26 protein-coding genes and 4 pseudogenes are annotated in these 23,178 nt (G+C 34.9%); 4 read left to right on the top strand and 26 right to left on the bottom strand.

Features of this window, described 5'->3' with window-relative positions; genetic code table 11:
• Positions 1-64 precede the first annotated feature (64 nt).
• The 8 genes and pseudogenes from QM874_RS01325 to aac(6') all read right to left on the bottom strand — a co-directional run bounded on the left by QM874_RS01325 (position 65) and on the right by aac(6') (position 5,730).
• A complete protein-coding gene (locus QM874_RS01325; RefSeq protein ID WP_414315923.1) occupies positions 65-631 on the bottom strand; it encodes a hypothetical protein in 567 nt (188 codons plus the stop codon).
• Between the two features lie 71 nt (positions 632-702).
• Positions 703-1,557, bottom strand: a complete 855-nt coding sequence (locus tag QM874_RS01330) for an ADP-ribosylglycohydrolase family protein (RefSeq protein ID WP_414315924.1) — start codon at positions 1,555-1,557, stop codon at positions 703-705.
• Between the two features lie 192 nt (positions 1,558-1,749).
• Complete coding sequence (locus tag QM874_RS01335; protein ID WP_414315925.1) at positions 1,750-1,965, bottom strand: hypothetical protein; 216 nt, start codon at positions 1,963-1,965, stop codon at positions 1,750-1,752.
• Positions 1,952-2,362 (bottom strand): hypothetical protein, encoded by a 411-nt coding sequence (locus QM874_RS01340; RefSeq protein WP_414315926.1) that lies wholly within the window; start codon positions 2,360-2,362, stop codon positions 1,952-1,954. The genes QM874_RS01335 and QM874_RS01340 overlap by 14 nt, the downstream gene beginning before the upstream one ends.
• A gap of 550 nt (positions 2,363-2,912) precedes the next feature.
• Positions 2,913-3,530 (bottom strand): annotated as a pseudogene (locus tag QM874_RS01345) (DNA alkylation repair protein).
• A 130-nt stretch (positions 3,531-3,660) separates the two neighbouring features.
• Positions 3,661-4,539 (bottom strand): aminoglycoside phosphotransferase family protein, encoded by an 879-nt coding sequence (locus QM874_RS01350; protein ID WP_414315927.1) that lies wholly within the window; start codon positions 4,537-4,539, stop codon positions 3,661-3,663.
• Positions 4,540-4,645: 106 nt separating this feature from the next.
• Entirely contained in the window at positions 4,646-5,254 is a 609-nt protein-coding gene (locus QM874_RS01355) for a Type 1 glutamine amidotransferase-like domain-containing protein (protein ID WP_414315928.1), read from the bottom strand.
• 47 nt (positions 5,255-5,301) lie between these two features.
• A complete protein-coding gene (gene aac(6'), locus QM874_RS01360) occupies positions 5,302-5,730 on the bottom strand; it encodes an aminoglycoside 6'-N-acetyltransferase (RefSeq protein ID WP_071850977.1) in 429 nt (142 codons plus the stop codon).
• 503 nt (positions 5,731-6,233) lie between these two features.
• Here aac(6') and QM874_RS01365 point away from each other — a divergent pair.
• Genes QM874_RS01365 through QM874_RS01380 form a run of 4 tightly spaced genes read left to right on the top strand, consistent with a single transcriptional unit; the run spans position 6,234 to position 7,478 of the window.
• Positions 6,234-6,479 (top strand): hypothetical protein, encoded by a 246-nt coding sequence (locus QM874_RS01365; protein WP_001813542.1) that lies wholly within the window; start codon positions 6,234-6,236, stop codon positions 6,477-6,479.
• Entirely contained in the window at positions 6,476-6,811 is a 336-nt protein-coding gene (locus QM874_RS01370) for a hypothetical protein (RefSeq protein ID WP_000806926.1), read from the top strand. The genes QM874_RS01365 and QM874_RS01370 overlap by 4 nt, the downstream gene beginning before the upstream one ends.
• 12 nt (positions 6,812-6,823) lie before the next feature.
• Positions 6,824-7,192: a hypothetical protein gene (locus QM874_RS01375; RefSeq protein ID WP_414315929.1), complete on the top strand. Its 369-nt coding sequence runs from the start codon at positions 6,824-6,826 to the stop codon at positions 7,190-7,192.
• Entirely contained in the window at positions 7,179-7,478 is a 300-nt protein-coding gene (locus QM874_RS01380; protein ID WP_001072467.1) for a DUF5960 family protein, read from the top strand. Before QM874_RS01375 ends, QM874_RS01380 begins: the two co-directional genes overlap by 14 nt.
• Before the next feature lie 117 nt (positions 7,479-7,595).
• On the opposite strand, the gene msr(D) is transcribed toward QM874_RS01380, so the two are convergent.
• The 18 genes and pseudogenes from msr(D) to QM874_RS01470 form a co-directional block, all read right to left on the bottom strand.
• A complete protein-coding gene (gene msr(D), locus QM874_RS01385) occupies positions 7,596-9,059 on the bottom strand; it encodes an ABC-F type ribosomal protection protein Msr(D) (RefSeq protein ID WP_000420313.1) in 1,464 nt (487 codons plus the stop codon).
• Between the two features lie 119 nt (positions 9,060-9,178).
• Complete coding sequence (mef(A), locus tag QM874_RS01390; RefSeq protein ID WP_000417519.1) at positions 9,179-10,396, bottom strand: macrolide efflux MFS transporter Mef(A); 1,218 nt, start codon at positions 10,394-10,396, stop codon at positions 9,179-9,181.
• A gap of 385 nt (positions 10,397-10,781) precedes the next feature.
• Positions 10,782-10,952 (bottom strand): hypothetical protein, encoded by a 171-nt coding sequence (locus QM874_RS01395; protein WP_000873143.1) that lies wholly within the window; start codon positions 10,950-10,952, stop codon positions 10,782-10,784.
• Between the two features lie 777 nt (positions 10,953-11,729).
• Entirely contained in the window at positions 11,730-12,842 is a 1,113-nt protein-coding gene (locus QM874_RS01400; protein ID WP_414315930.1) for a hypothetical protein, read from the bottom strand.
• Between the two features lie 409 nt (positions 12,843-13,251).
• Positions 13,252-14,535 (bottom strand): cellulose synthase, encoded by a 1,284-nt coding sequence (locus QM874_RS01405; RefSeq protein WP_414315931.1) that lies wholly within the window; start codon positions 14,533-14,535, stop codon positions 13,252-13,254.
• A 75-nt stretch (positions 14,536-14,610) separates the two neighbouring features.
• Positions 14,611-14,955 carry a hypothetical protein gene (locus tag QM874_RS01410; RefSeq protein WP_045606823.1) on the bottom strand — a complete coding sequence of 115 codons (345 nt, stop codon included), beginning with the start codon at positions 14,953-14,955 and terminating at the stop codon, positions 14,611-14,613.
• Between the two features lie 240 nt (positions 14,956-15,195).
• Positions 15,196-15,555 (bottom strand): hypothetical protein, encoded by a 360-nt coding sequence (locus tag QM874_RS01415; RefSeq protein ID WP_414315932.1) that lies wholly within the window; start codon positions 15,553-15,555, stop codon positions 15,196-15,198.
• A gap of 105 nt (positions 15,556-15,660) precedes the next feature.
• Positions 15,661-15,879, bottom strand: a complete 219-nt coding sequence (locus tag QM874_RS01420) for a hypothetical protein (protein ID WP_414315933.1) — start codon at positions 15,877-15,879, stop codon at positions 15,661-15,663.
• Positions 15,880-16,011: 132 nt separating this feature from the next.
• Positions 16,012-16,148: pseudogene (locus QM874_RS01425) on the bottom strand (DUF4343 domain-containing protein); the annotation flags it as partial.
• A gap of 48 nt (positions 16,149-16,196) precedes the next feature.
• Positions 16,197-16,298: pseudogene (locus QM874_RS01430) on the bottom strand (hypothetical protein); the annotation flags it as partial.
• Positions 16,299-16,373: 75 nt separating this feature from the next.
• Positions 16,374-16,496: a hypothetical protein gene (locus tag QM874_RS01435; RefSeq protein WP_414315934.1), complete on the bottom strand. Its 123-nt coding sequence runs from the start codon at positions 16,494-16,496 to the stop codon at positions 16,374-16,376.
• 291 nt (positions 16,497-16,787) lie between these two features.
• On the bottom strand, positions 16,788-17,048 hold the full coding sequence (locus QM874_RS01440) for a hypothetical protein (protein WP_049529624.1): 261 nt from the start codon (positions 17,046-17,048) through the stop codon (positions 16,788-16,790).
• A 30-nt stretch (positions 17,049-17,078) separates the two neighbouring features.
• A pseudogene (locus QM874_RS01445) lies at positions 17,079-17,543 on the bottom strand (hypothetical protein); the annotation flags it as partial.
• Positions 17,533-18,531, bottom strand: a complete 999-nt coding sequence (locus tag QM874_RS01450; RefSeq protein WP_414315935.1) for a hypothetical protein — start codon at positions 18,529-18,531, stop codon at positions 17,533-17,535. The gene QM874_RS01450 and the pseudogene QM874_RS01445, both read right to left, overlap by 11 nt.
• Positions 18,532-19,107: 576 nt before the next feature.
• The gene (gene rlmD, locus QM874_RS01455) at positions 19,108-20,466 is read right to left on the bottom strand and encodes a 23S rRNA (uracil(1939)-C(5))-methyltransferase RlmD (protein ID WP_414315936.1); all 1,359 of its coding nucleotides are present in this window, start codon (positions 20,464-20,466) and stop codon (positions 19,108-19,110) included.
• A gap of 74 nt (positions 20,467-20,540) precedes the next feature.
• Positions 20,541-21,515, bottom strand: coding sequence for a DUF1002 domain-containing protein (locus QM874_RS01460; protein ID WP_001227374.1), 975 nt, complete (start codon positions 21,513-21,515; stop codon positions 20,541-20,543).
• Positions 21,516-21,597: 82 nt separating this feature from the next.
• On the bottom strand, positions 21,598-22,200 hold the full coding sequence (locus QM874_RS01465; RefSeq protein WP_414315937.1) for a lysozyme family protein: 603 nt from the start codon (positions 22,198-22,200) through the stop codon (positions 21,598-21,600).
• The gene (locus QM874_RS01470; RefSeq protein ID WP_414315938.1) at positions 22,200-23,174 is read right to left on the bottom strand and encodes a nucleoid-associated protein; all 975 of its coding nucleotides are present in this window, start codon (positions 23,172-23,174) and stop codon (positions 22,200-22,202) included. Before QM874_RS01470 ends, QM874_RS01465 begins: the two co-directional genes overlap by 1 nt.
• Between the last annotated feature and the right edge of the window lie 4 nt (positions 23,175-23,178).

Genomic DNA, 23,178 nt, shown 5'->3' on the forward strand with positions numbered 1-23,178 from the left:
TTCCCTTTACTGTTCAAGCCGTCTACGCAAGCAGTGGCATACACTCAAAAGGAAATTTGAGTGACTATTGGATATACTCCATCGCTTCTTTAATATATCCTTCTACATCTTCAATCTCTACAAACGATGGGTCTAAGTGACATAGGAAGTGCCAATCTTCGGTATCTTTTTTTCTGTAGACAATCGCCTCACCGTCTTCACTTCCAAAATAGCTTCTGTCGACTTCATATCCGTTGCGCTCTAAGAAGTCCTTTGCCTTGCAGAAGTTTGCTTCTCTGGCTTCGACATAGGCTTTTACTTCATCGTTGTTAACGACATAGGCATCGATTTTTGTAGCGCCTTCAATCACTTTATCGTTTTTAACCGATAGATTCGAAATCTCTTTCCAAATAATGTCCACATTTTCCTCAGAATTAAACGAAAACCTAGATAAAGGGACAATATTCCCATTGAAGACAATTTCTATATAATCAGGCAAGTGTTTAGGGTTAAAATACTCCACTTCAAACTCATCTTCTGTTTCTAAAGTATATCCAGGGATTTGAACTACAAAAGCTTTACCCTCCTCTAAAGAATCAAAAGCGACTAAATCTTTTGAATAATCATTTTGGTACAATTCCAATATAATCATCGATAACCCACCTTCCTTCAAATCTAATCACTACAACTCTAACATTAGTAATTACACACTATAATACACTATTATTTTATTACAATCCTTTTTTCCCATTGTTTTAGAACATCCTTTAAGGGCTCATCTAGATAGGTATAGGCCTTTTCCTTAATCCAATCAGGAATTCCATAAGCTGCCTCTGCTATACTTCCTGTGATGGCAGCAAGAGTATCACTATCCCCACCAAGGGAAATCGCATTTCGAATCGCATCTTCGAAGTCTGTACTTTCAAGAAAGGCAATGATAGCTTGAGGTACCGTATTCTGGCAAGTTTCATTGAAACGATAAGTAGGACGAATTTCATCTAGCGTTTGAGAAAGATTATATCCATACTCTTGTTCTATGTGTTCCTTGATGCGTCTCTTGCACTCTATAGGGTTATCATTGATTGGTTGTTCATAATCCCCACAGTAACCTCCAAAGTAAAAGCGACACATAAAGATAGCATCAGACGTCGCCATAGCTCCTTTGACCCCCTCTGGATGGTTATGAGTCACCTCTGCAGAAAGTTGTGCAAGAGCTCTTCTGGACGGCCAGGCTCCCGTTCGTGCACAGAAACTACAATCCATAGCCCAGGCACATGGAGAAACACGCATTGCTGAGCCATTGCCAAAGCTATTATAAGGTTCTCGATCGTCGCCATCAACCCAATTACTAAATCTTGCACCGTAACCTGCATCAGGATACATCCTACCATATTTCTTCATGGCGTCAATAAAGTTATCCTTCTGACCGCCATTCATAATGGCTTCTGCAACAGCACAGGTCATAACCGTATCATCAGTGAAAAAACAATCCTCACGAAATAATGGAAAGTCTTTCGTTTTAATATTGTCCCATTCGTAAACAGAACCAACAATGTCTCCAACTATTGCTCCTAGCATAAAATACCTCCTAATGTCCAATGTCACATCTATAAATATACTAAAAATCTACTCTACTTTTTTTAGATCGTACAAAGAGTGATACCGCCTCAACGTGTGTTTGCATTTAGCTTTTACTCCTATAAATTCATTAAAGTTAAATTTGGGGTATTAGAGGAATTGAAATATTCTCTTTCTAATCCTATAGATATGCTATTCTGTTCGAGTTTCAGCTAAATATATTCCCCATTCAGCTAATTCTTCAGGCAAGTCATAAACAGTTTTTCCATTACTTTCATAGATTTCAGAGATTCCTGGTGAGGTCTTAGAAAAAGTTTTCCAAGCTGTCACTAGTTCTTCTACAAATTGAATATTATGAGGTTCAAAAAAGTCATTAAATTCCGATAGTTCTTTACTATAAATTGTCACAACAAATTGTCACAACATTATAGCTATCAAGCATGATCTCATCATGACTTTTATGCCCACCAAATCCAAACTGACTAAGTCCATCATTAATAAGCAAATCACCGTATCTAATCAACAGTGCTAGGCATTCCTCTCTTGAACAACCATCAATATAATAAACATCCTTATGGGATTCCTTGATAATATTCTTTGCTATCACTTTTTCTCTATCAATACTGACAGGAAATTCCAAAATAAAAAACAAGGGCTCGTCATGAATCGCAATAAAGTGTTGAAAAACCTCTAATATTTTTTCTGCGTGTACATTCGCTGTCAAATGATGTTCAGTTAACTTTGTAAATGACTCAAACAGGTTTTCTACCAAGCTAACTCGATGACCTTTTACTAAATTCAACATTATGCGTCCTCCAGAGAATTTAAATATTATACACATTTATAATCTCATTATACCATTAAAACCTCAAAAAGACTGCAACTTCCCAGTCACAGTCTCTTATAAATCTACCTCAGTTCCCTCAAGGAAAGTTACTACAATTTGTCCAGCTTCTGAAATAGATTGATAGCATGTCAGACTATAGTATCCAGAAGCCCAACCTGAACTATTACTCTGATTCTTACCCTCTATTCGATTAGAGAAGCTACCTTCACGCTTTTCATTATTCCTTTCGTTCACTTTTAAGATCAGAGAAACACTCTCAGCGGTTCGCTGTTACCGTATCATTTCGTCGGTTTCCCTCCTCATTCTACGAGTACTATCCCATGAGCGGAGCATCTACTTCTACTTCGCTGATACCTCAGCTCGTACAAGCAATGATACCGGCCTCAACATGTGGTGTTAGCAAACTTCTATATTATAGAACGAAAGTGATAGAGTTGTTGTTTAAAATTAAACTTTAGAATGAAAATATTTTATAGTTCCCTTTTTTCAACTTTATAGCTGATAATTGTCACTTAATAAATTTACTTGCTAACTTGTAAACTTGTTGAGTCTCTTTACTCTTAACGTCCCAACTACCAAGTTCTTCTTTAATCAACTCTGGAAATTTTTTGCTAATATCCCTCAAAGCATTACCGACTGATTTTCTAACATATTCACTAGAATCTTCTTTTAATGTTGCGATTCGTTTAATAGCTTAATCTGGATTATCCTTGAATTATGGTCTACTCGTCCATATTCTCAAACCTTCTGTAACAGCTCTTCTAACGTTTGGATTAGTGTTTTGTAACCATTCGCCAATGACCGGAAGAGATTTTTCATAACCTGTTTGCTTACAAAATTCATCAAATGCTTTTGCTAATACTTCTTGAACTCTCCAATTATCATCTTTTGAAACCTCATCCCTCATGAATATCAAAATTTCTTCATACGATGACAAATATCCAAAGAGAAATACACTGTACATTCTAACTTGATATACATTGGATTTAAAGGCTAAAAATGCTAATTCTTTGGTATACGCATTATCGTTTGATTGATAGTCAGCAAGAGCTCTTTTCTCTTCTTCTTTAAATCCATTTTCTATTAAGGAGAATTCTTTTTCTAAACTTAAAATATATTCTTTCATGTAACTTGACCCCGAAACAACATTCCAAGTTTCAAGATAATTCTCGATAGGTATTAATAAAGAATTGAATTTGTTATAATATGAGCAAATAATCTTGACATTTTTTCAAATTGATATTTAAACTCTTTTATTATTCAACCTTTTTCTCAATCAGATACCAACTAGGAATGATTTGCTTCATATCATCATACCATTCTAAAATTTCCTTTGCTTGATTTTGCATTACTGCTATTTCTTCGATTCCGTAAGGTACAGCCCAAGGAAGTGATCCAACTAAGTTATTTAGAATATAGATAGCGAGAAGATTCCAAAATAAATCCGGAACCTTATGATCAAAATATCCATCTATCATACCAGACGCAAAAGAGGGAGAGACTTGAGCAGACCATACAATACGATTGAATTCCTCCCAAGGATCTCCAAGGTCAAATCGATCAAAGTCAATGACATAAATTTTACGATCTTCACCAATCATGAAATTCTCAATATGATAATCTCCATGTTGGAAAACCTGAGGTCTGTCTTTTAACAATTCTCGATTTGCATTTAAATAATCAATAAAAATCTGACCATTTTCGTATTGAACGGGGCATTCTTTGTATTTTTTGATTTTGTCATCAATTTTACGATTAAAAAAGGATTCCCAATCTTCACGAACTTCTGTAACAGGAAGTGAATGAATTTTTTGAAGGATGCTTCCTGCTTCTACTCCGTAAGTGTATTGTTGTTCTTTCGAAACAGTTAAAATGGTTTCTCTTGCATCTTTCCCGTCTATCCATTCGTGTAAAGAGTGTACCTCGTCATCGCAGAGTTCTATGCTAATCGGTTTACACATAGGAACTCCAAGAGAAGCTACTTTCTCCATCATATCAAATTCAAATTTTTTAGAATCTAACTTCTCCTTATCAGAAACACGCAAGAAATATTTTTGCTTATTTTGATCTGTCACACAATACTTTTTATCATCTGACCAACCTTTATTTATGGCTATCTTACTACTAAAATCCATCAAGCACACTCCGATTCATTTCACAACACTTTTTGCAGTTTTCACTAGTAATCTATCCATTTCATCAATACTTTAGTTTCGTAGATTCAGATTCGCATGATTAAAACTAGTCAATTTTCTCTATGATATTTCCAAGTTTATCCAATACAAGACAGGAATGATCATTTAGTGGAATTATGGGAACATCAACAAGTTCTTCAGCTCTATCCTTATTAGCTTTATCATTCCATGAATCATAATGGACACTAATTAAAAACTGACTAAAGAATCCTAATCCATTTTTTATCTTTATCTGATGATCTGAATTATCATTAGGTGAAACATAGACTTTTTCCCCTAATAATAGGGCTCCTGCAGAAAATCCCATAACTTTCGCCCCTTTATTCAGCATACGATCGATATAATTTTTGAACTGCTGATTGACGTAAGTAGCTAAATACTTTTCCGTATTTCCACCACCGATAATAATTAGATCAGCATCTAGATAGCTATTAAAATCAATCTGCTCAGTGTCCAAAAGTAAGTAATCAGTATTTAGGTTAGAAAAATAGCTTTGGAAAACTTCCGTGTACTTTTTCATATAGGGTTGCCAATTTTCTCGATAAACTGTAAAAATGACAATTCTTTCGATCTTCCTTGATGACACAATTTTATTAACAATCGTATGGTTCTTTATCGGCAGATTTCCACCCATCAAAAAAATTTGTTCGTCCAATCTTTCACACTTTCTAAAGATACATAAATTTTGACCACGTTCTGAAATTATAATTTCTTCTTAAAATGAATAATTCTATTTGCCTCCTGAAATCCAATATTGAGATGAAATCTTATAGAATCCTTATTCGTTAAAGTACAGTCACTTGCAAATTCCTTACATCCTTTATTTTTCGCCCATTCCTCACATTTTGTACAGAGATTTTTAGCAATATCCTTTAAACGATATTCCTCGTCGACAATAATCCCTTCTAAAAATCCAACAGGACTATATTTACAACCTTCAACATAATCAAATCTGAGTGAACATAGTGCTAGACCTACAATTGTGTCACCTTTAACTTCAGTAAAGATTGCAGTATTTTTGCCATTCGTATATCTTTTTACTTCATCAATAGCTTCTTTATCGGTCAATTGGGGCCATAATTGTTTCATTAGTTTAGCCGTTTTTATAGAATCTTTTGTTATTCCATCCATATTGATGTTCCTCCGCAAATTACAAGCAAATGTTTCGAATCACGCTGTTACTTTGTTACTCATTGATTGATACCAATACCATCCACTTCTACTTTTCGACTGTCTCAGATCGGAAGAGCAGAGCCACGCACTCAGCGGTTCGCTGTTACCGTATCGTTTAGTCGTAAACTCCTTACTCTACGACGTCTATCCCATGGGCAGAACATCTGCTCCTACTTCGCTGATGCCTCAGCTTGTACAAGCAGTGATACAGCCTCAACATGTGCTGAGAGCTTTCTTCTATACTAATAGACGAAAGGGTGTGAAAATGATTTTTAAATGATACTGTGGAACGGAACAGTAGCCCTAGTATTGACTACTGTCGTTTCTATTCATATTGGCTATTCTAGGACTGAGATGAAAAAATCTATAAATGCTCAGAATAAAATTGAACCCGCAAATCTCCCCAAAACAATGGTGAGTCATGTACTTGTATTATTCCGAAAAAATACACCTCTGGTGCAGTGAGACAAATTGGTGTATCTTATAGTGGCTTCGTAGATGAAAGCTATACTCTACTATCACTCTTTGATGATGTAGAACAAATTGAAAAAGATAATAGACTTCAGACAGCTATTGATGTTGTCAGAGAACAGTTTGGTTTTTTAGCCATACAAAAAGGAACCGTCCTAACTGAAGGTTCCAGAAATATTGAACGCAGTAAACTTATCGGTGGTCATTCCGCGGGTGGATTGGAGGGATTAAAATGAAACAAGAAAAAAATACAGTACAATTTTCAGAAATCCGTAGCAAAGGATGTAATGATATTGAAATGCTTGAAAGATTTTTACATGGAATCGTTGAAACAGCAACTTCAAAACTTCGTCAGAGAAAACTCAAAACAACTGAAATATCGATACGACTAGTACATGCTAAATCTGAAAACCGATTACCATTGGAATTTACATTTAGCATTAAGCCAACAAGCTCATCTGTGATAATCTATACTGAGGTAATCAATCGCTTTAAAGAATGTTACACAGGTGGGGGAATTCAAGGTTTTACGATTCAATTTGATAAAAATACCCTTGCCTCTGCATAGAAAGGATTTGATATGATTGACCGTTCATATTTACCATTTCAATCAGCAAGAGAGTACCAGGATACAAAGATGCAAAAATGGATGGGCTTTTTCCTATCTGAACATGCATCAGCACTCTCTGATGATACAAACAAAGTAACGTACATGTCTGACTTATCACTAGAGAAGAAATTATTACTCCTCAGTCAAGTATACGCCGGGCAGCTACGCACACGCATTCAAGTGATTGAAAAAAACAAGCGTGTTTCCTACACTGGAACAATACCAAGTCTGACCAAAAATTTCATTTTGATAAAAACTACAACAGGTCACATCAATTTGAAATTAAAAGACATTATTAGTATTGAACTTGTCGAGGAGGTGCTCTATGAATCAGCTTGAGTTTCAGCGTAATCACCTACAAATGGACTATTATAGCGAGAGCTACCAAGATTTTGAACGTGACTTCTACCGCTACTCTAACATGAATATTCCATTGACCTTCCTAACTGATGATATCCTAAAAACAATGGCGACTTCACGTAAGAATTACTTTGTCCTCAATAAGGAAAAGTCCAGAGATAACCGCGATCACTTCTTCATATTTGAAGTAAGTACCGTAGATGAGAATCCGCTAATCTATCATTATACATATAAGAAAACTACAATATATTTAGCAGAAAAATAGGAGCAGTTCAATTGACTGTTCCTATTTTTAATATTCATAAAATCTAAAGTCTTTATACTCTTTAACAATGGAGTCGCCAACCAGAACAGACTATACTGACCAGCGACTACCTTAAATTTAATGTTTCAGATTTATTTTCTTATCTCTAATTTCATAAACTACATCTGCTACATTTTCGAGTAATCGTTTATCGTGGGTGATAAACACGATAGTTCCGGTGTACTCCTTCATTAGTATTTCCAAAGCCTCTAAACTTGGTATGTCAAGGAAGTTACTGGGTTCATCCATTATTAGGATGTTATATCTACCCATGAGCATTTTAGCAAGCAACAATTTTATAATTTCTCCACCGCTTAAAACAGATAAACTTTTTCCAATATCGTTCTGTTTGAACCCCATAGATGCTAGCACTGAACGAATTTCTGATATATTGTAGTCACAATCCTTCTGCATAAACTCCATAACATTCTGATTACTGTTGTACTTGTAACCATTCTGTGCAAAGTAACCTATTTTTGCCTTAGGCGAAATAGAAATTCCTTCTTCATGGTTTAAGATCATTTGGATTAAAGTTGTTTTTCCGATTCCATTACCACCAGTTAACGCCACTTTTGCTCCTAACGGAATTTGAAAAGATGCATTTTCAAACAGAGCCTTATCCCCAAATACTTTATTAATTTCTGCACCGACTATAGGGTATGGATTATGGAGCTCCAATGCTTTACTTTGCCTGAAACGAATTCTGCGAATGCCTTCCGGAGCTTCTACTTTTCCTAAGGCCGCAATCCTGTGCTCTAGGGTTTTAGCAGCATTATACATCTTTTTTTCCTTACTTCCTATTGATTTTTGATGAGCTAAACGCCCTCCGTCTTCAGTACTTTTTTTCTTTGAAGAACCTTTTGCCTTCTGTTCTATTTTACGAGCCTGTTTTCGCTTTTCCTCCGCAGCCCTTTCCAATCGGGCACGTTCCGCAATAAATTGTTCGTATTCTGCAGCTTGGCTCTTACGTTCTTCCTCTTTCTGACGAAGATAATCAGAATAGTTTCCCCAATACTCAGTGATTTTGCCATCTTTCAGTTCCCATATTTTATCTACTATTTCATCAAGAAAATAGCGGTCATGGCTAATAACTAACAGTGCACCTGTAAAATATTTTAGCTGTCCTATTAGAAAATCAATTCCTTCACGGTCTAAATGGCTCGTAGGTTCATCCGCTAAAATACCATGAACCTGTGCCGATAAGGCCTGTGCTATTTTAAGCCTTGTTTCTTCACCACCGCTCATAGTCTGTATATTTAATTGCTCAACACCTAGCTTGCCTACAAGTGCAAAATCTTTTTCCTCCTGCAGAGTTACTTCGTCCAACTGGGGAATATAGGCAAGTTCACCCAGACGATTCATTTTACATCCTGGGGGAGTTAATTCTCCTAAAAGTACCCTGAGTAAAGTGCTTTTTCCAGCACCATTTGCTCCTACTAAACCAATACGGTCATAATCATATACTTCTAATTCATTTATATCTAAAACATCGCGTCCTTTGAATTCCACACGAATGTCTTTTGCTTTTAATATTAATTCCATAACATTTCCTCCTGTCTATAATCGCATGCTTTCATTTGCTTGTATGCAGGGAAAACCCTGCGATTTTAGCAGGAAGAGTTACATGAAAATAAGATACATAAATATTCCTCCAATATTGTTTATTTTAAATCTAATTTTCTAACCTCAGTTATCATTTGGCAAACTATAGCAATGCCAATAATTAAAATACCTGATAGTAAAAACCAATGATTTACACCGATTTTATCAGCAAAGAATCCAGAAAGAATTAACCCAATTGGCATAGCAAGTGACATGATACTTCCGATCAAAGAAAATACACGTCCTAAATATTCAGGCTTAATTTTCTCCTGAAAAAGAGCTGTTTGCACACCGCTATAAAATGGCACCGAAAGCCCCATTATTGCACAGCAAACTACGAATATTACAAATCCATTTGGAGGAAGTATTCCCGAAACGGCTAAACTGGTCCCCATTATAAAAAATGAACTTGTTATTAGTAATACATGCTTTTCGAAGCCCCCTAATCTTCCTAATAATAAGCCTCCTGCTAGCATCCCAAATGCAAAGGAAATTTCCGTAATAGAAATATGCACAGGCGTTCCATTAAAGTGTTCCATGCTTATTAAAGGAAATAGTGCATTGATTGGCATATAAACAAAAGTATATAGTGTTCCTAAGAGTAATAAGGCAAACAATCCTTTGTTTTGTCTCAGAACCACAACTCCTTCTTTCATCTCCCTTATGAAATTTGGTTCTAAACTTTGCACTTGATTACCCAGCTTAGGTATACGTACAATTGCTACCGTAATAGATGCAATCACAGCACCCAATACGTCGATGGCAATAATAGCATTTAAATCCCAAACGGAGTATAAGAGTGCTGCAACTGCCGGACTAACAATATAGCTTATAGACTGCAAAGACTGACTATAGCCTGCGCATTTCGTTAGCTGTTCTTCTGGTACTAAAAGTGGTGTAACCGCATTGAGTGCTGGGGTATGAAAAGCTGTTCCAATGCTACGGATAAACAATACTATCATAATCATCCAGACAGGTAGCTCCATACAGAATGCAACAATAGCAAGCACTGCACCAGCTGCTGCGATAATTAAATCGGCACCAATCATTATCTTCTTCCTATCATGACGATCCACTAGCACACCAATGGCAGGTCCCAAAATCGCATAGGGTAAAAAACCTACTAATGAAGCCATAGACAAGACCATCGCAGATCCTGTTTTTTCTGTAAGGTAAAAAATAATCGCCATTTGCAGGATGGCACTAGTGATTAATGATACTGCTTGCCCTGCCCATATTGCATAAAATTTTCGTTTCCAATTGTTGTATTTTTCCATTTATATTATCTCCTGCATATTATTTTGCTTGAATTTCTATTTTGAATAGCATTCTAGGCAATAAAAAATGCAGGCCAAACCCCACAATGTGGCTTTTGGTCTGCATACATACAATTTGGAAACATTCATATTAAAGACATAGTTAAATAAAGGTATAGTTAAATAACCAATATCCTCACCGTAACTAATGAATGCTCAATATCGTATAAATAAGCACAACAAAAAAGCCTATCATCGGGTATAGATTCTGCTTTTTTTATTGCCAGCTTATCTTAAACGCATTGAGGCTGTCATAGTTTCGGTTCCTCCTACATCTTTGTTTATATCAATTTATAGTATAACACAACAAGATGATATGTTCAATATAAAAGTTATGGAATGAGACTCATACTTCCAATTCGATGCCAGATTTAAAGGATATGACGAAGTTTTCTTCATAGACTGTAACGCTCTGGATTATCTTCCTTAGTAGCAAGCGATTAGCTTTCACAAAATCTTCTGTTTGTAGTTTTAAAAATTCATCAGGATTTTCTAACTCAACCTCAAAATATTTCATTTTACATTCCCTCATTTCATTTATTGATAAATTGAGTTTGCAAAAAAGAGTGGACAATTTTTGTCTACTCTTAACCTTTAAAATAGTTTTTTTTAATCGATTTGAAGTTGCCTAAATTATTACTTATTCGGTAAAATGAAGTATTGCTTTCAACAGATTTCCTTCAACTACACTTCACTTGATTCAAACAAGGTGGGTACATTTCTATTCCCACAAACTCCTTGTCAATGGAAACAAACACGTACCCACAGGGTAAATGGAAATAGAAACTGATAATTTCTAGCTATCACTTCTACTCATTCCAAAAATTTTCTCACTCTGATACTTACCCACCATAAAGCAAAAAGCCTTGCAATCAAGGCTTTCATTATCCCTTTCGTTCAAAGGTTTCTAAGCTTTTACGAGCAGAGCGACACACTCAGCGGTTCGCTATCTCCGTTCTGTCTGCGTGCTAGCACTTGTCAATCACGGACAGCTATCGCATGGGCGGAAGTAAATGCTAATCTTCGTCGTTTTACTCCTTGACTAGCAAACTTACCGCCTCAACATGATGCGTTTGTGGGACTCAAAAGGTTTGGGTGAACCTTTTGAGGTTTAACTACGTTTCACTAACAAACTCACACACTCCACGTGATGCGTTTGTGGGACTCAAAAGGTTTGGGTGAACCTTTTGAGGTTTAACTACGTTTCACTAACAAACTCACACACTCCACGTGTGGTGCTAGCAAACTTCTATATTATTGAACGAAATATATTTCTAAAATAATTGGAAATATACTATTGGATTAGTTTGCAGATTTTTGATTTCCCTGCTTTTTTGTACTCAAAAACATCAATATTACCGCAAATATTCTTGAGTAGTTCCATTATCTCAATTAATAAACCTACAAATAGTTTGTCAAATTTTATCTCATCATTGACAATATATTTCTGGGCAATGCCAAATTCCTTCTTTAGCTCCTTTATATTTATAGTATTACCATGAGCAAGCGTATTACGCACTTTTTCAAAAAAAGTTAATATCTTTATAACTTTGCCTCTTTGGTCCTTGCTTAAATCAGTGCACAATTCAAGAATTTGGTCAAGTTTCTGTTCAATTAACTTTCTCTTTTTATTATCTAACTGAATCAAAATCTTATTAAGCGGATTTTCTATTAAGAATGTATTTATAAATTCAGTGACAGGATACTTGTCTTGATAAATATAGTTTCTCATGTCAAAAATTGCCTGTTCTTGAAATTCAAGCTGATAAAAATCCATCAATTCAGCAACGATTAACTCAATTAAAGAGTCTAAAGAAATAAAAAGCATTAAGTATGCGGTCTGAAAGCTACTAACAGTATAAAATCTATAAGACTCTAAAACATACTTACACCAGACATCGGAATCGTATTCTATAGAATAATAACGGATTTCATTACACAGATCTGCTGCACCGAACTCAATATAATCTGCTCCATTGTATGTTTTTAAAATCCCCGAAAAACTGAAACTCCCACCATAATGATCAACATTTGTAATATTCAAATGTTCTGAATAATCTGAAGCATCAAAATCACATTCATCTGTTTTGTATATGAAATTATCACTCGGACTGTGATGCAGTAATAACTCACTGGTTAAATTTAACTGACCTTTACCATAAATGAATAATTCATCTGATCTATGATCTCCTCTAAAATATTCATTCTCGAAATCACATCTTACAAGTTGCTTTTCATAATTTGCGTCAATTAGATTAGCCACAAATTTCAAAACTTCAGAATCATAATTTTTATCTAGAGTATCAAATAGATTATTTTTAGAGTTCTCACATAAATTTGTAAAGTCCAAATACCTTTGGAATCTTTCTTTCAAAAAATCTTGAGAATTTCCATTTAATTTCGCCACTTTAACATTTCCTCCAATTTTTGATATAAATTATTTAATTTTTGTAAACCCATGCAAAAAAGTATCTTTTTTACTAATTCTATAATAACGCCTTTTAAAAATATTGCTCTAATACATATGTGCCAATCCAGTAATTAACATATTTCATATACATCAAATTTCAAATAAGTAGTGTTTATTTGATTAGTGAACAACATACTATAATATTTTTTATAATAGACGAATTACTTACAACATTTTGTTAAACATTCAATTAATTAATAAGTCCAAATTCTCACTAAATAATTCTACTACTTACACACCTCGTTATAGATAACGACTCCTTACACATGTGTAAAACTATTTATTACTAAAATAGTTAATCATATACTCCTATAACACTACAATCTGTAAAAATAAAAACACAAATTTACCAGTAGTACCTTTTCTCACTTAGAAATTGTTCTTTTTGTTCTCTAGAATTGTCATGATTTCTGATTCCTAACAATTTGTCTGTTGAAGAAACTATTGGGTCTATCCAGTCAGCTTTGGATCTAATCCAATCAATTTCTTCTTTACAAAGCTTCCCTGCTATATCCAGTTTATCAGCCATCAGCCTTAAATCATTTGCTGTTTGAAAATCTTCCAGCATATTAAGAAGAGACATTGTTCGCTTCTTCTCTTCTTCGATTCTATTTTGTAATTTTCTTTTTCGCTCTTGTTCTTCTTCGTATAGTCTTTCTCTCTCTTCACGTTCAAGTCGTAAGTTCTTAACTTTATAATACTCTTGGTAAATTAAAACAATTATTTCTGGGATTGATTGCTCAATCGAGAATTCTTTAGTATCTTTAATGTATTTACCATCTATTATCTTAAATCGAAATTTTCCATTTGGAATATAGTCATACTTCTTTATTCTTGGTTTAAAAGCATATCTATTAAACTTAACGCTATCATTGTACTCTGCTAGTTCTTTAGCTTCTTCTTTTGTTAATTCATGAGTTACTTTGTCTGTTGATTCTATAACTTCAAAACGAACAATATCCTTATCGATTTGAATATCCAAATTTGAAGTTACATTATCACCGATTTTTTCAATAACAGTAACTAGTGAATCTAAAAAGCGATATAAACGTGGAAGAGAATTTAATGAAATGCTTTTTACAAATTTAGGTTCTTTTAAATCATTATGTCTGTGCCTAGAATCAAAGTAAGGATAAGAAGCAGCTTTTTCCCTTTTATTCCACTCTGTAATTTTATCTCTTAGATTAGCTACAGATTTATGTAATCTCTTATTTGGAGCCTGATTTAGGTTTGAAACTGCTTCAATAATACGCTCTATTTTATCGTCCTCTATAAATGATAATGAACTTCTTATACTAGTTGTATCAAGTTTAACAGTATCTTCGTTTTTATCCTCCGTACTATCTTCTTTATGTATAGCAGCTTTAATTCTACTGTTCTTTAAACTTTTTCTATCAATATGAACCTCATTTACATCATTTTGTGGTAATGGAACGATAAGTTCACTTAAGTCTTGTCCAGTATTCTTACGATACCAATAACTACCCTTTGGAATTGGGATTTCAAATTCTTTACATTTCTTGAGTAAGTCAGAATAACTTAAATCATATTTTAATGAAACTTGTTTCGCACTTATCTCCCAGATTTCTTCATAGAGTTCTTCTCTAGAAAAGGTCTTTATCATCTTCATTTGAAACACCTTTACCCTTATACTTTACATCACTGTTTTTATATTTACCAAGCGAAAACGCAAATTCAAAAACTTCTAATTCTTCACTTCTGCATTTTCGCTTAATATAAAAAGTAAATCTTGTTTTAAACCGTTAAATTCCTCTATAATTTTATCTAAACTGGCTTCAATATTTTCAACACGAATCTCTGATAGCTTACCGTGATTGTAAGAAATCATTCTTTCAGCAATAATATGATATGACCAACTCTCAGTGAAACGTCTATCTCTTTCTTCGTTATGAATAGCAAAACCAATTGGAAGAAGATTATTTCTAAGACCTATAGCAACAGCCTGTGAACTTATACCTAAATAATCACCAGCAATTTTTAATGTGATTTTATTTAATTTTCTAATATCTTCGTCGGTATATTTCGGCATGTTAGTACTCCTTTGTTATAATTCAAAATGAGATATCATCTATTAAAAAATCTTGATAGTATGTATCTAGTTGCTTTCCATAATAAAACTAATTTGTGGTACATCATACTCTGAAAGTTAATAATCCAAAATCTTTTCAATGAAAAATTATTATTAAGCAAAAAATAATCTCTTCAGATTTAGAGTTACTATCTTTTCAAAGTAAATCCATTTATAAATTCCAGATATAGACGTAAATAGTTATTTACTATCTAGGTCAAAACCAATCTGCCAAAATCCCATATCAAGTATTTTCATTTGAGGATACAGCATATCAGCAACAATAAAATTCTTTTGAACTGAATCAAATTGTTCTATGTTTTTTTCATAAAAATCTACTAGTTGTAAAATAGATTTAATGTCATAGATTCCACTTGCAATCTTTTGTGATCTTACCCCAGAAACAAAATATCTATCATATGCCAGAACACAACCGAGTGTGCCCATCAGTATCTTTGTGATTAGTGTATCTGATAAGTTGTTTTTTAGTGCGGAACCTCTCACTTCACGCCTGATTACATCATAATAATTAGCAATAAATTCATTTATTGCCTTTAGCAATTTTTGGTTAGTTTCATTTTAAAAATCTTTACATTCTATTCATGCTAGAGAATCATATTTATTGCTTAAAATCTCACTCACAACAGGGGTATGTACTCTATAATCCTATTGTAATAGAAACGAAGAACCTCGATACATCCCCCAACTTGCTAAATAAAATGCAAGTTGTAAACTCAGGTAATCAAGATTCACATCATTCTCTTTACGAGCTGTCATAAAATGTGAATAGCAATGTTCCCATGAACGATATCTATCATGTTCATCAGCTTTTAAATCGTTATAAAATTCAGTTGATGATTTAATAATCATATCAATTGTTTTCATACTTTCAACTTTCCTAATCAACTTTCAAATATATAGCGTTTTCATTGTTTTATTAATCTATTATATCATTATTTGAAATAAAAAACTGCAACTTACTCGTTGCAGTTACACACAGAATTACTTTTGTTTCTTTTAAAAACTTATATTTTCATTTTCAGGCATGGTAAAAACATCGTTTTTTTTTAATAAGGTTTTACTATTTCTTTCCATCTAGCTTTATGAAAATTGATTGATTTTAAAGGAGATAAGCCATAATTTTCCAATGCATAATCAGCTGTCGCTTTCTTAACTTCCGAGAGCTGCTTATCAGAGTCAGTCTGTTCTTTTGAAAGAGCGACGCTTGTTTCCACAGCTGTTTTTATTGTAGCTAGATTGACTTCCTTATCTGTGATAACTTGAACAGCTTCATGCTTAGCTACTTGAGATACTTTATCTAATTCCTCGTTCGAAACGGTAAAGGGTAATTCGCCACTTGCCTGACCACTTAATTTGGCTTAGTTTATGTGTTCAGCACTATCAGCTGGCTTTGCTTGTGTAAGATTGGTAGCAGGATTTTCAGTTCTCACAACCTCATCTGCATGAACAACTTGTCCAACTAGACCAACAACTGCGATCATCAAAATTCCAATCGTAATCGAACAAAAGGCCGGTATTTTTTGCTTTTACGAAAAACATGTTTCTCACCTTTTTCTTGAATCAACATGTAACTACCTCCTACTATTTAGTTTTCTCTCGAATCCTACCAAAGACGCCTTGAAATGGTTATCGCAGAAAAAAGAACAGCAAAAAAAAACACCTGAACTAAATCAAGTAACTTGAACATAAAAAACGGGAGAACTAACGCATCAATCCTCACAGACAAAAACAAGTATGTCACATTCCAATATACCTATGTTACTACAATTATTTTAACTATCTAAAAAATCTTTCAAAATTTCAAAAACTTCATTTCGATTCAACAAAATATCATCATTTTGAGGAATAGTTGATATCACAGACTCAAGTTCTATCACAAAACGGTGCATATCTGCTTTCACCGTGTCACTAGAGGTTATATTTGATAGCTTTTCACTCCCTACTAATAAAGCTGTTAATCGAGTAATGTCGTTCAAATGTTTTTTAATGGCTTTACTTAAACCTTGAGTACCTGTGGCAGAGCGTTCTCTCATATCCAACCAAGCTTTAGCCTTGAAAATAATTAAACCACGATTACTCAACACCGAGTATCCCTGAATGGATTCTTTTTCATGCACTAATATATGATAATAATCCTTATCCAATAATAAGGCCGACAAACTAGCATCTTCATCAAAATGTAAGGGTGTTTCTCTCCCCTCCTTCTTTAATGGGTATTCTGGTAAAATGCTAAATAGTTCAATCATAGAAGGAAACTCAGGCTTATTGGTTGTAAATCGAAATAGCTGTGCTTTTTCATCCTTCTGACTTCCTTGATATTCTCCAAATTCTAAAAAGTGATTCAAGGTATCATAAAATTCCTTATTTTTTAATTCATCAATGATTACCATATCATAATCTTTTGTTGTCCGACTTTTAAATCCTTGCGAGTCCAATACAATAGAGGTTGCAGTCCCTCCAATCAAAACATAATAGTCTTGAAAATTCGCAAACATTTCTTGAAAAATAGCTTTCGTATTAGCTGGCATCATCTTCTCCTAGATATTGTAATATATTACTTTTTAGTACTTCAATCTCTTCCTCCACACGTGGATCATCATCATCTTTTAAAGTCAAATAAAGAGAAATAGGATCTACAAACTGTCTATCTTGATTTTCTTTAAAATCATTCCAAAATTCAGATACAAAAGGACTATATCGCCATATCTCTAATACCTTGCCTTCTAAAACATGCTGAGAAAGTTGTAAGGATAATTTATTGAATTGTCTCTGTGAAATGACATAGCTACTATTTTCATCCGATTCAGCTAAAAAGGTCAAATAGGATAAAGCATACGTACCACCGTATAGAAGCCTAGAAGCAGATTTTATATTCTCTAGATCTACATTGGGCAATAAGAGCCGTTTTTTGATGGGATTAAATAAATAGGACTCTGATTTTAAGAATAATTCTTTCTTTGATGCTGTATAAGTGTAAAGTTTATTTGGCTTATTTAACCAATCTAAAGTTTTAAAAGTCCTCAAACATCTATAAATCGTTGAGTTTGGAAGCCCAGTTACCTGTGAAAGCATATCAACATCTACTTCTTTTTGACCTTTTGTCAATAAAAAGGCAATCCAAGTTAATTGTTCACTAGGTGTTAATTCTTTAGATGCTACAACATCATCATTAGCATTCAATACTAATCCCAATGAAGGAAAAAAGAGATTTCCCTTGAAGTCTACAAAAGGAACTCTAGCTTGAAGGAGTTGTTTTTTTTCAATGTCAGATAGCTTTGAAAATACCAAAATAACGTCCATGCTAGCCTTTTCACCCATATTACGAGCTTGAGTAACAAATGAGTCTAAACTTCCTCTTCTCTTTTCTTTAATCAATAAAAATGACTCCTTATGAAACTTCATTTGAGCATATTGAAATCTTTTTTCAAAACTAATTGGTAAAGTTAAAGCTATTTTTTCAACACTTACATTAATATAAAACGATTGAAAAATAGAAATTATCTTTTTAACATTCATTGTTTTTCCTTTTTATCATTTTATACGTATTTTATCATTTCAAATGAGAAAATGCAAGTTTTTTGATAATAAAAGTGACTTACAAAAGATAAAAAAAGCGAGAACACTTATCAAAATGTTCTCGCTGGATTCATTTATTACTGACGTATCTATTTTTTATCTACGCAGTCGACATTCAAACAGACGTTCACATCAATGTATTTTTTTTGCACCTTTTTTATGTCAAAATCACTCTTTTCAATAAAGACAAAATGCTTGAAAAAGTGCTTAAAATCAAGAATTTTCACCCTTTTAGTCGTTGTAGCAACACTACACATTCCACATAGTGCGTCTGTGAGACTCAAAAGGTTTGGGTGAACCTTTTGAGGATTAACTGCGTTTTACCAACAAGCTCACACACTCAGCGGTTCGCTGTTACCGTATCGTTTCGTCGTAAACTCCTTACTCTACGACAGCTATCCCATGGGCAGATCATCTGTTTCTACTTCGCTGATGCCTCAGCTCGTACAAGCAGTGATACTGCCTCAACATGATGCGTTTGCGGGACTCAAAAGGTTTGGGTGAACCTTTTGAGGATTAACTGCGTTTCACTAACAAGCTTACACACTCGACGTGGTGTGTTTGTGGAAACAAATCCACCGGCTGTACTTTCTTCAATTCATAGCCCAACTCTTGATAGAGTTTGATATCTCGCGCCATGGTCGCGACATTACAAGAGATATAAGCGATGCGATCAGCTCCTGTTTGGGCGCTGGCTTTGATAAAGCTTTCGGTCAAGCCCTTGCGTGGTGGGTCGACTAGGATAGCAGTTGGTTGGATGCCTTCCTTGAGCCAATTCTTCATGGCATTTTCAGCTGTATCGCAGACATAGTGGGCATTGGTGATATTGTTTAAAACAGCATTCTTCTGGCTATTCTCCACGGCTTCTGGGATGACTTCTACACCATGGACTTCCTTGACATACTTAGCGACGGATAAGCCAATAGTTCCGATTCCTGAATAGGCATCGATCACCACATCCTCTTCACTTAACTCCGCAAAGTCAATGGCTGTCTGATATAGCTTCTCTGCCATTTCGGTATTGACCTGGTAAAAGGCTGGTCCAGAGATTTGGAAATCATTGCCCAACATTTGGTCGGTAATGTAGTCTTGACCATAAAGTGTATGCCATTCTTTCCCAAAAATTGCATTAGTATTCTGGTCATTGATATTCTGCATAACAGACACAATTTCTGGAAATTGATTGACGGCTTGTTCAATCAACTGTTCAACTCGGAAAACTTTAGGACGAGTTGTCACTAATATAACCATGATTTGTCCTGAATGATGACCTCGACGAACAACAAGGTTACGAATCAATCCTGACTGTTCCTTCTCATCATAAGGCTTCAAGTCATAGCGACGAAGCAAATCTCGTAAAGCTACAATAACTTGGTCAATAACTGGAGCCTGAATGTAAAAATCTTCAAGAGGCATGAGATCATGAGAATTCTTACGGAAGAAACCAGTCTCTAGAACACCATTAACGCGACGAACAGGAACCTGAGCCTTATTACGATACTTGACAGGATTTTCCATACCAAGAGTATCTGCGACCTCTATATCCAAGATTCCAGCAATCTTATATAGGCTGTCTTTAACTTGCTTGGTTTTAAACTTGAGTTGCTCTGGATAAGCTAGATGTCCCAAGTCAGCAATGCCTGAACGCAGGTAAGCCAAATCTAAGTCTTGGTTACGATGTGCAGACTGTGTAAGGTATTCCTCGACTTTACCAAAGCCAATCTTCTTGTTGACTTTAAGGACACGCATAAGGATTCTTTCAGTCGGAAGAGCATTCTCTACAAAAAAGACCAAGCCATCGACCTTGGCAACACCTGCTCCTTCATGGGTCAAATCGACAATCTCAACTTCTACAATATCATTTTTCTTTAACATAATTTTCACTTTCTATGATCCGACAAAAAAAGACGGCAACTGTTCTGTCACCATCTATTATACCATGAATTAACCTAAGCACCAAAACTCTTGAAAAAGTTTACAATTGCTTGCCAAATAGCACTGAGGATATTTCCACCGTCTTGAATAGCTTTATTAGCATCAAAGTTAAGGTCAATATTGCTGAAACTGTCACCAGCTTGCGCAACGATACTTTGTTTCAGATCTTTTAGAGTCTTTGTGAAATCTTCGTTATTGAGAATATCGCTCTTAGAAAGATTAAAGGCAAAGTTGATGATGACATTGATCTGGTTTCCTGTTATAACCTGATCTAGCTTATAATTTTTTAATGTATCTTCAACAATCTTACGAACATCATCTTCAGTAAGCTCACCCTTGGACTCTTTAGCTTTAGCGATAGCAGATTTGATATCGGCAAGGGCTACATTGAGTTTATTGGCATCATAGCCTGATTTGTCCTTGTTTTCATCGTTGATGTCTGACAAGGCTTTTAGTTCTTCCTGAGCTAGGTCTTTATTTTCTTGAGGAAGTTGAACACCATTAGCTTCTAATGAATAGTAGATACCAGCTAGGGCACTTTCACCTGTTACAGGGATTGGTGCAGCTACGGTGATGCGCGCGTGCTCAACACCCAAGGTAACGGCCGCATTACGGTACATGTCTTGGGTCACTTTAGTGATATTTTCAGGGGTTTCAATCTTCACTTCAAGTGGAGATTTTTCACCTAATTTTTGAATTTTTGCAGACGAATAGAGCTGGAGACTAGAGTCATTGGCGACGTTCATAATCTTTGAATAGACATCCGGCGTCATGGTCTTCAATTCTTTGGTATCTGTAGAGGCGTTATAGCCGAGTTTTTTTAATGTTTGATTTTTTTGATCTTCAGTGAGTGAAGAACCCAAGACATACTCAGGTTGAACATAAGTTTCATCAATTACTTTTTGAACATCAGTGGCTGCTTGAGCGCTTTGCAAAGTTGCAACTGCTAAAAGAACTGCAGCACTAGTCAGAAAGAATTTCTTTCGCATGAGACGTTCCTCCTTTTCCTATCTAGGATAGTAAATTAGCCTTAAAGAAAGCTTATAAAAGCACCTAGAATTTTCTAAGTGCTTAAAATAGATTAAAAAATTTAATAATGTAGAGATTTAGTTGAACCTGTCTAGAGTAATAATAGTTTCCACCATCCACATAAAGTTCTCCACCTTGAAAGATGGAAATTGGATTGACGTAGCGGTAGGTTTTTCCAGTTGTATTTCCTAAAGTTGGAGCAACGGTATCTCTTGAGTATTTCTTGGCTAGTGCAAGGGTATTTTCTTTCCCGTTTTGGGCGATAAAATCGATATAAGCTGGACCAAAGTTATAAGCCTGTACAGCAGTCCAAACATCTACTCCTTTTTCTTGCGCTAAATAAAGATTTTCAGTCAAGGTTTGAATTCCCTGACGAATACTACTCCTATTGTCAGAAATCGTATTTGTAGTACCGCTGGCAGACTCACTAGACTGCATCACGTCACTTTCTTTACCTTTGGTTTCGGTATAAATCATGGCCAAGACTAGTTCTTCATTTGCTGGCGTATCTTGCTCACTTAAAACTTCTCGTACCAAGGATTGATAAGTCATGACCTGCTTAACATCCTGATACATGTGAAAAAATTTATAGCCAGTAAATAATACAAGAACAAGTAGCAAGACCCTTCTTATAAATTTAAACATTATTTGCTTTGTATATCCTCGATGTTTTTGATTAAGATAGAGTAGGTTCCATTGTCATTTTGGATAAATTCGACCGACTCGGCATCTTGGTAAATATTATTGGGTACAATTAACTCAATCCCATTTGACAGAGAAAGCTTTTGGTTTTCAAATTTCTTTAATTGGCGACTTGCATCGATTTCATCAAACTGAACTGGCTCCGGTACAGCTTCTTTTACCTGATCAATAAAGCTAAGACGTGCAGTGAGATTGTTGTCAAAAAGGTCATTTGCCAATTTTTCAGGAGACAATTCATTGCTTTCTTCAAGATTGTTAAAAATAGCAGACTTGACCTTGGATTGAAATTGAAAATCATCTGTATTAAATGTTTCAGCAATTCTCTGAGCCGTTTTTTCAAGTTCCTTGATAGACTTTTTAGGTGAAATCTTTGGCTGAGCCTGGATCAGATTCTCAGAAAAATAGTTCAAGAAAGTCCCGTTATACTTGATTCGTTTTTCAATCAGATGATACTTGCGACTCTGAAGATTGACCACCAAGGCTTCGTCAGCCCCTGTACCAAAACCTGGAAGATTGTTTTGAGTTAGCTTGATTGGATTATCAACCTCTCCACCGAGGTGGGTCAAGGTTTCTCGCAGGGCAATTCGCAAGAAAGCAAAATGTTCCACTCCTTCTTTAGAAAACTGCACAAAAATCAAGTCATTGGTCTTGAGATTTTCGGAAATGCTGAATTCCTCTTTCCAGAGATTAGCCAGCGTCACCGATGTCTCCAACAAATCGTCTGTGATATGATTGAAGAAGGGATTTTCTTCTTCGAAAATCCCAGTCTTGGCTTCATCTGAATACACACGTTCAATTTTCTTTCGCAGGTATTCTTCGATTTTTGGAGTGATATTGAGAAATTTATCCGCTAGAACCAAGTCCGTGTCATCTGGGCTGAACTGATGGATAATGGCTTTCTTAATATAAATATCCATAAAA

The organism is Streptococcus infantis, assembly GCF_047463615.1.
GTDB classification, from domain to species: Bacteria; Bacillota; Bacilli; order Lactobacillales; family Streptococcaceae; genus Streptococcus; species Streptococcus infantis_X.

Coding starts and splice junctions, on each gene's coding strand:
- QM874_RS01325 (WP_414315923.1), bottom strand. CDS start 631: ATGATTATATTGGAATTGTACCAAAATGATTATTCAAAAGATTTAGTC.
- QM874_RS01330 (WP_414315924.1), bottom strand. CDS start 1,557: ATGCTAGGAGCAATAGTTGGAGACATTGTTGGTTCTGTTTACGAATGG.
- QM874_RS01340 (WP_414315926.1), bottom strand. CDS start 2,362: ATGTTGAATTTAGTAAAAGGTCATCGAGTTAGCTTGGTAGAAAACCTG.
- QM874_RS01350 (WP_414315927.1), bottom strand. CDS start 4,539: ATGGATTTTAGTAGTAAGATAGCCATAAATAAAGGTTGGTCAGATGAT.
- QM874_RS01370 (WP_000806926.1), top strand. CDS start 6,476: ATGAAACAAGAAAAAAATACAGTACAATTTTCAGAAATCCGTAGCAAA.
- QM874_RS01375 (WP_414315929.1), top strand. CDS start 6,824: ATGATTGACCGTTCATATTTACCATTTCAATCAGCAAGAGAGTACCAG.
- QM874_RS01380 (WP_001072467.1), top strand. CDS start 7,179: ATGAATCAGCTTGAGTTTCAGCGTAATCACCTACAAATGGACTATTAT.
- QM874_RS01395 (WP_000873143.1), bottom strand. CDS start 10,952: ATGAAATATTTTGAGGTTGAGTTAGAAAATCCTGATGAATTTTTAAAA.
- QM874_RS01405 (WP_414315931.1), bottom strand. CDS start 14,535: ATGAAGATGATAAAGACCTTTTCTAGAGAAGAACTCTATGAAGAAATC.
- QM874_RS01410 (WP_045606823.1), bottom strand. CDS start 14,955: ATGCCGAAATATACCGACGAAGATATTAGAAAATTAAATAAAATCACA.
- QM874_RS01420 (WP_414315933.1), bottom strand. CDS start 15,879: ATGAAAACAATTGATATGATTATTAAATCATCAACTGAATTTTATAAC.
- QM874_RS01435 (WP_414315934.1), bottom strand. CDS start 16,496: ATGATCGCAGTTGTTGGTCTAGTTGGACAAGTTGTTCATGCAGATGAG.
- QM874_RS01440 (WP_049529624.1), bottom strand. CDS start 17,048: ATGAGAGAACGCTCTGCCACAGGTACTCAAGGTTTAAGTAAAGCCATT.
- QM874_RS01450 (WP_414315935.1), bottom strand. CDS start 18,531: ATGAATGTTAAAAAGATAATTTCTATTTTTCAATCGTTTTATATTAAT.
- rlmD (WP_414315936.1), bottom strand. CDS start 20,466: ATGTTAAAGAAAAATGATATTGTAGAAGTTGAGATTGTCGATTTGACC.
- QM874_RS01460 (WP_001227374.1), bottom strand. CDS start 21,515: ATGCGAAAGAAATTCTTTCTGACTAGTGCTGCAGTTCTTTTAGCAGTT.
- QM874_RS01465 (WP_414315937.1), bottom strand. CDS start 22,200: ATGTTTAAATTTATAAGAAGGGTCTTGCTACTTGTTCTTGTATTATTT.
- QM874_RS01470 (WP_414315938.1), bottom strand. CDS start 23,174: ATGGATATTTATATTAAGAAAGCCATTATCCATCAGTTCAGCCCAGAT.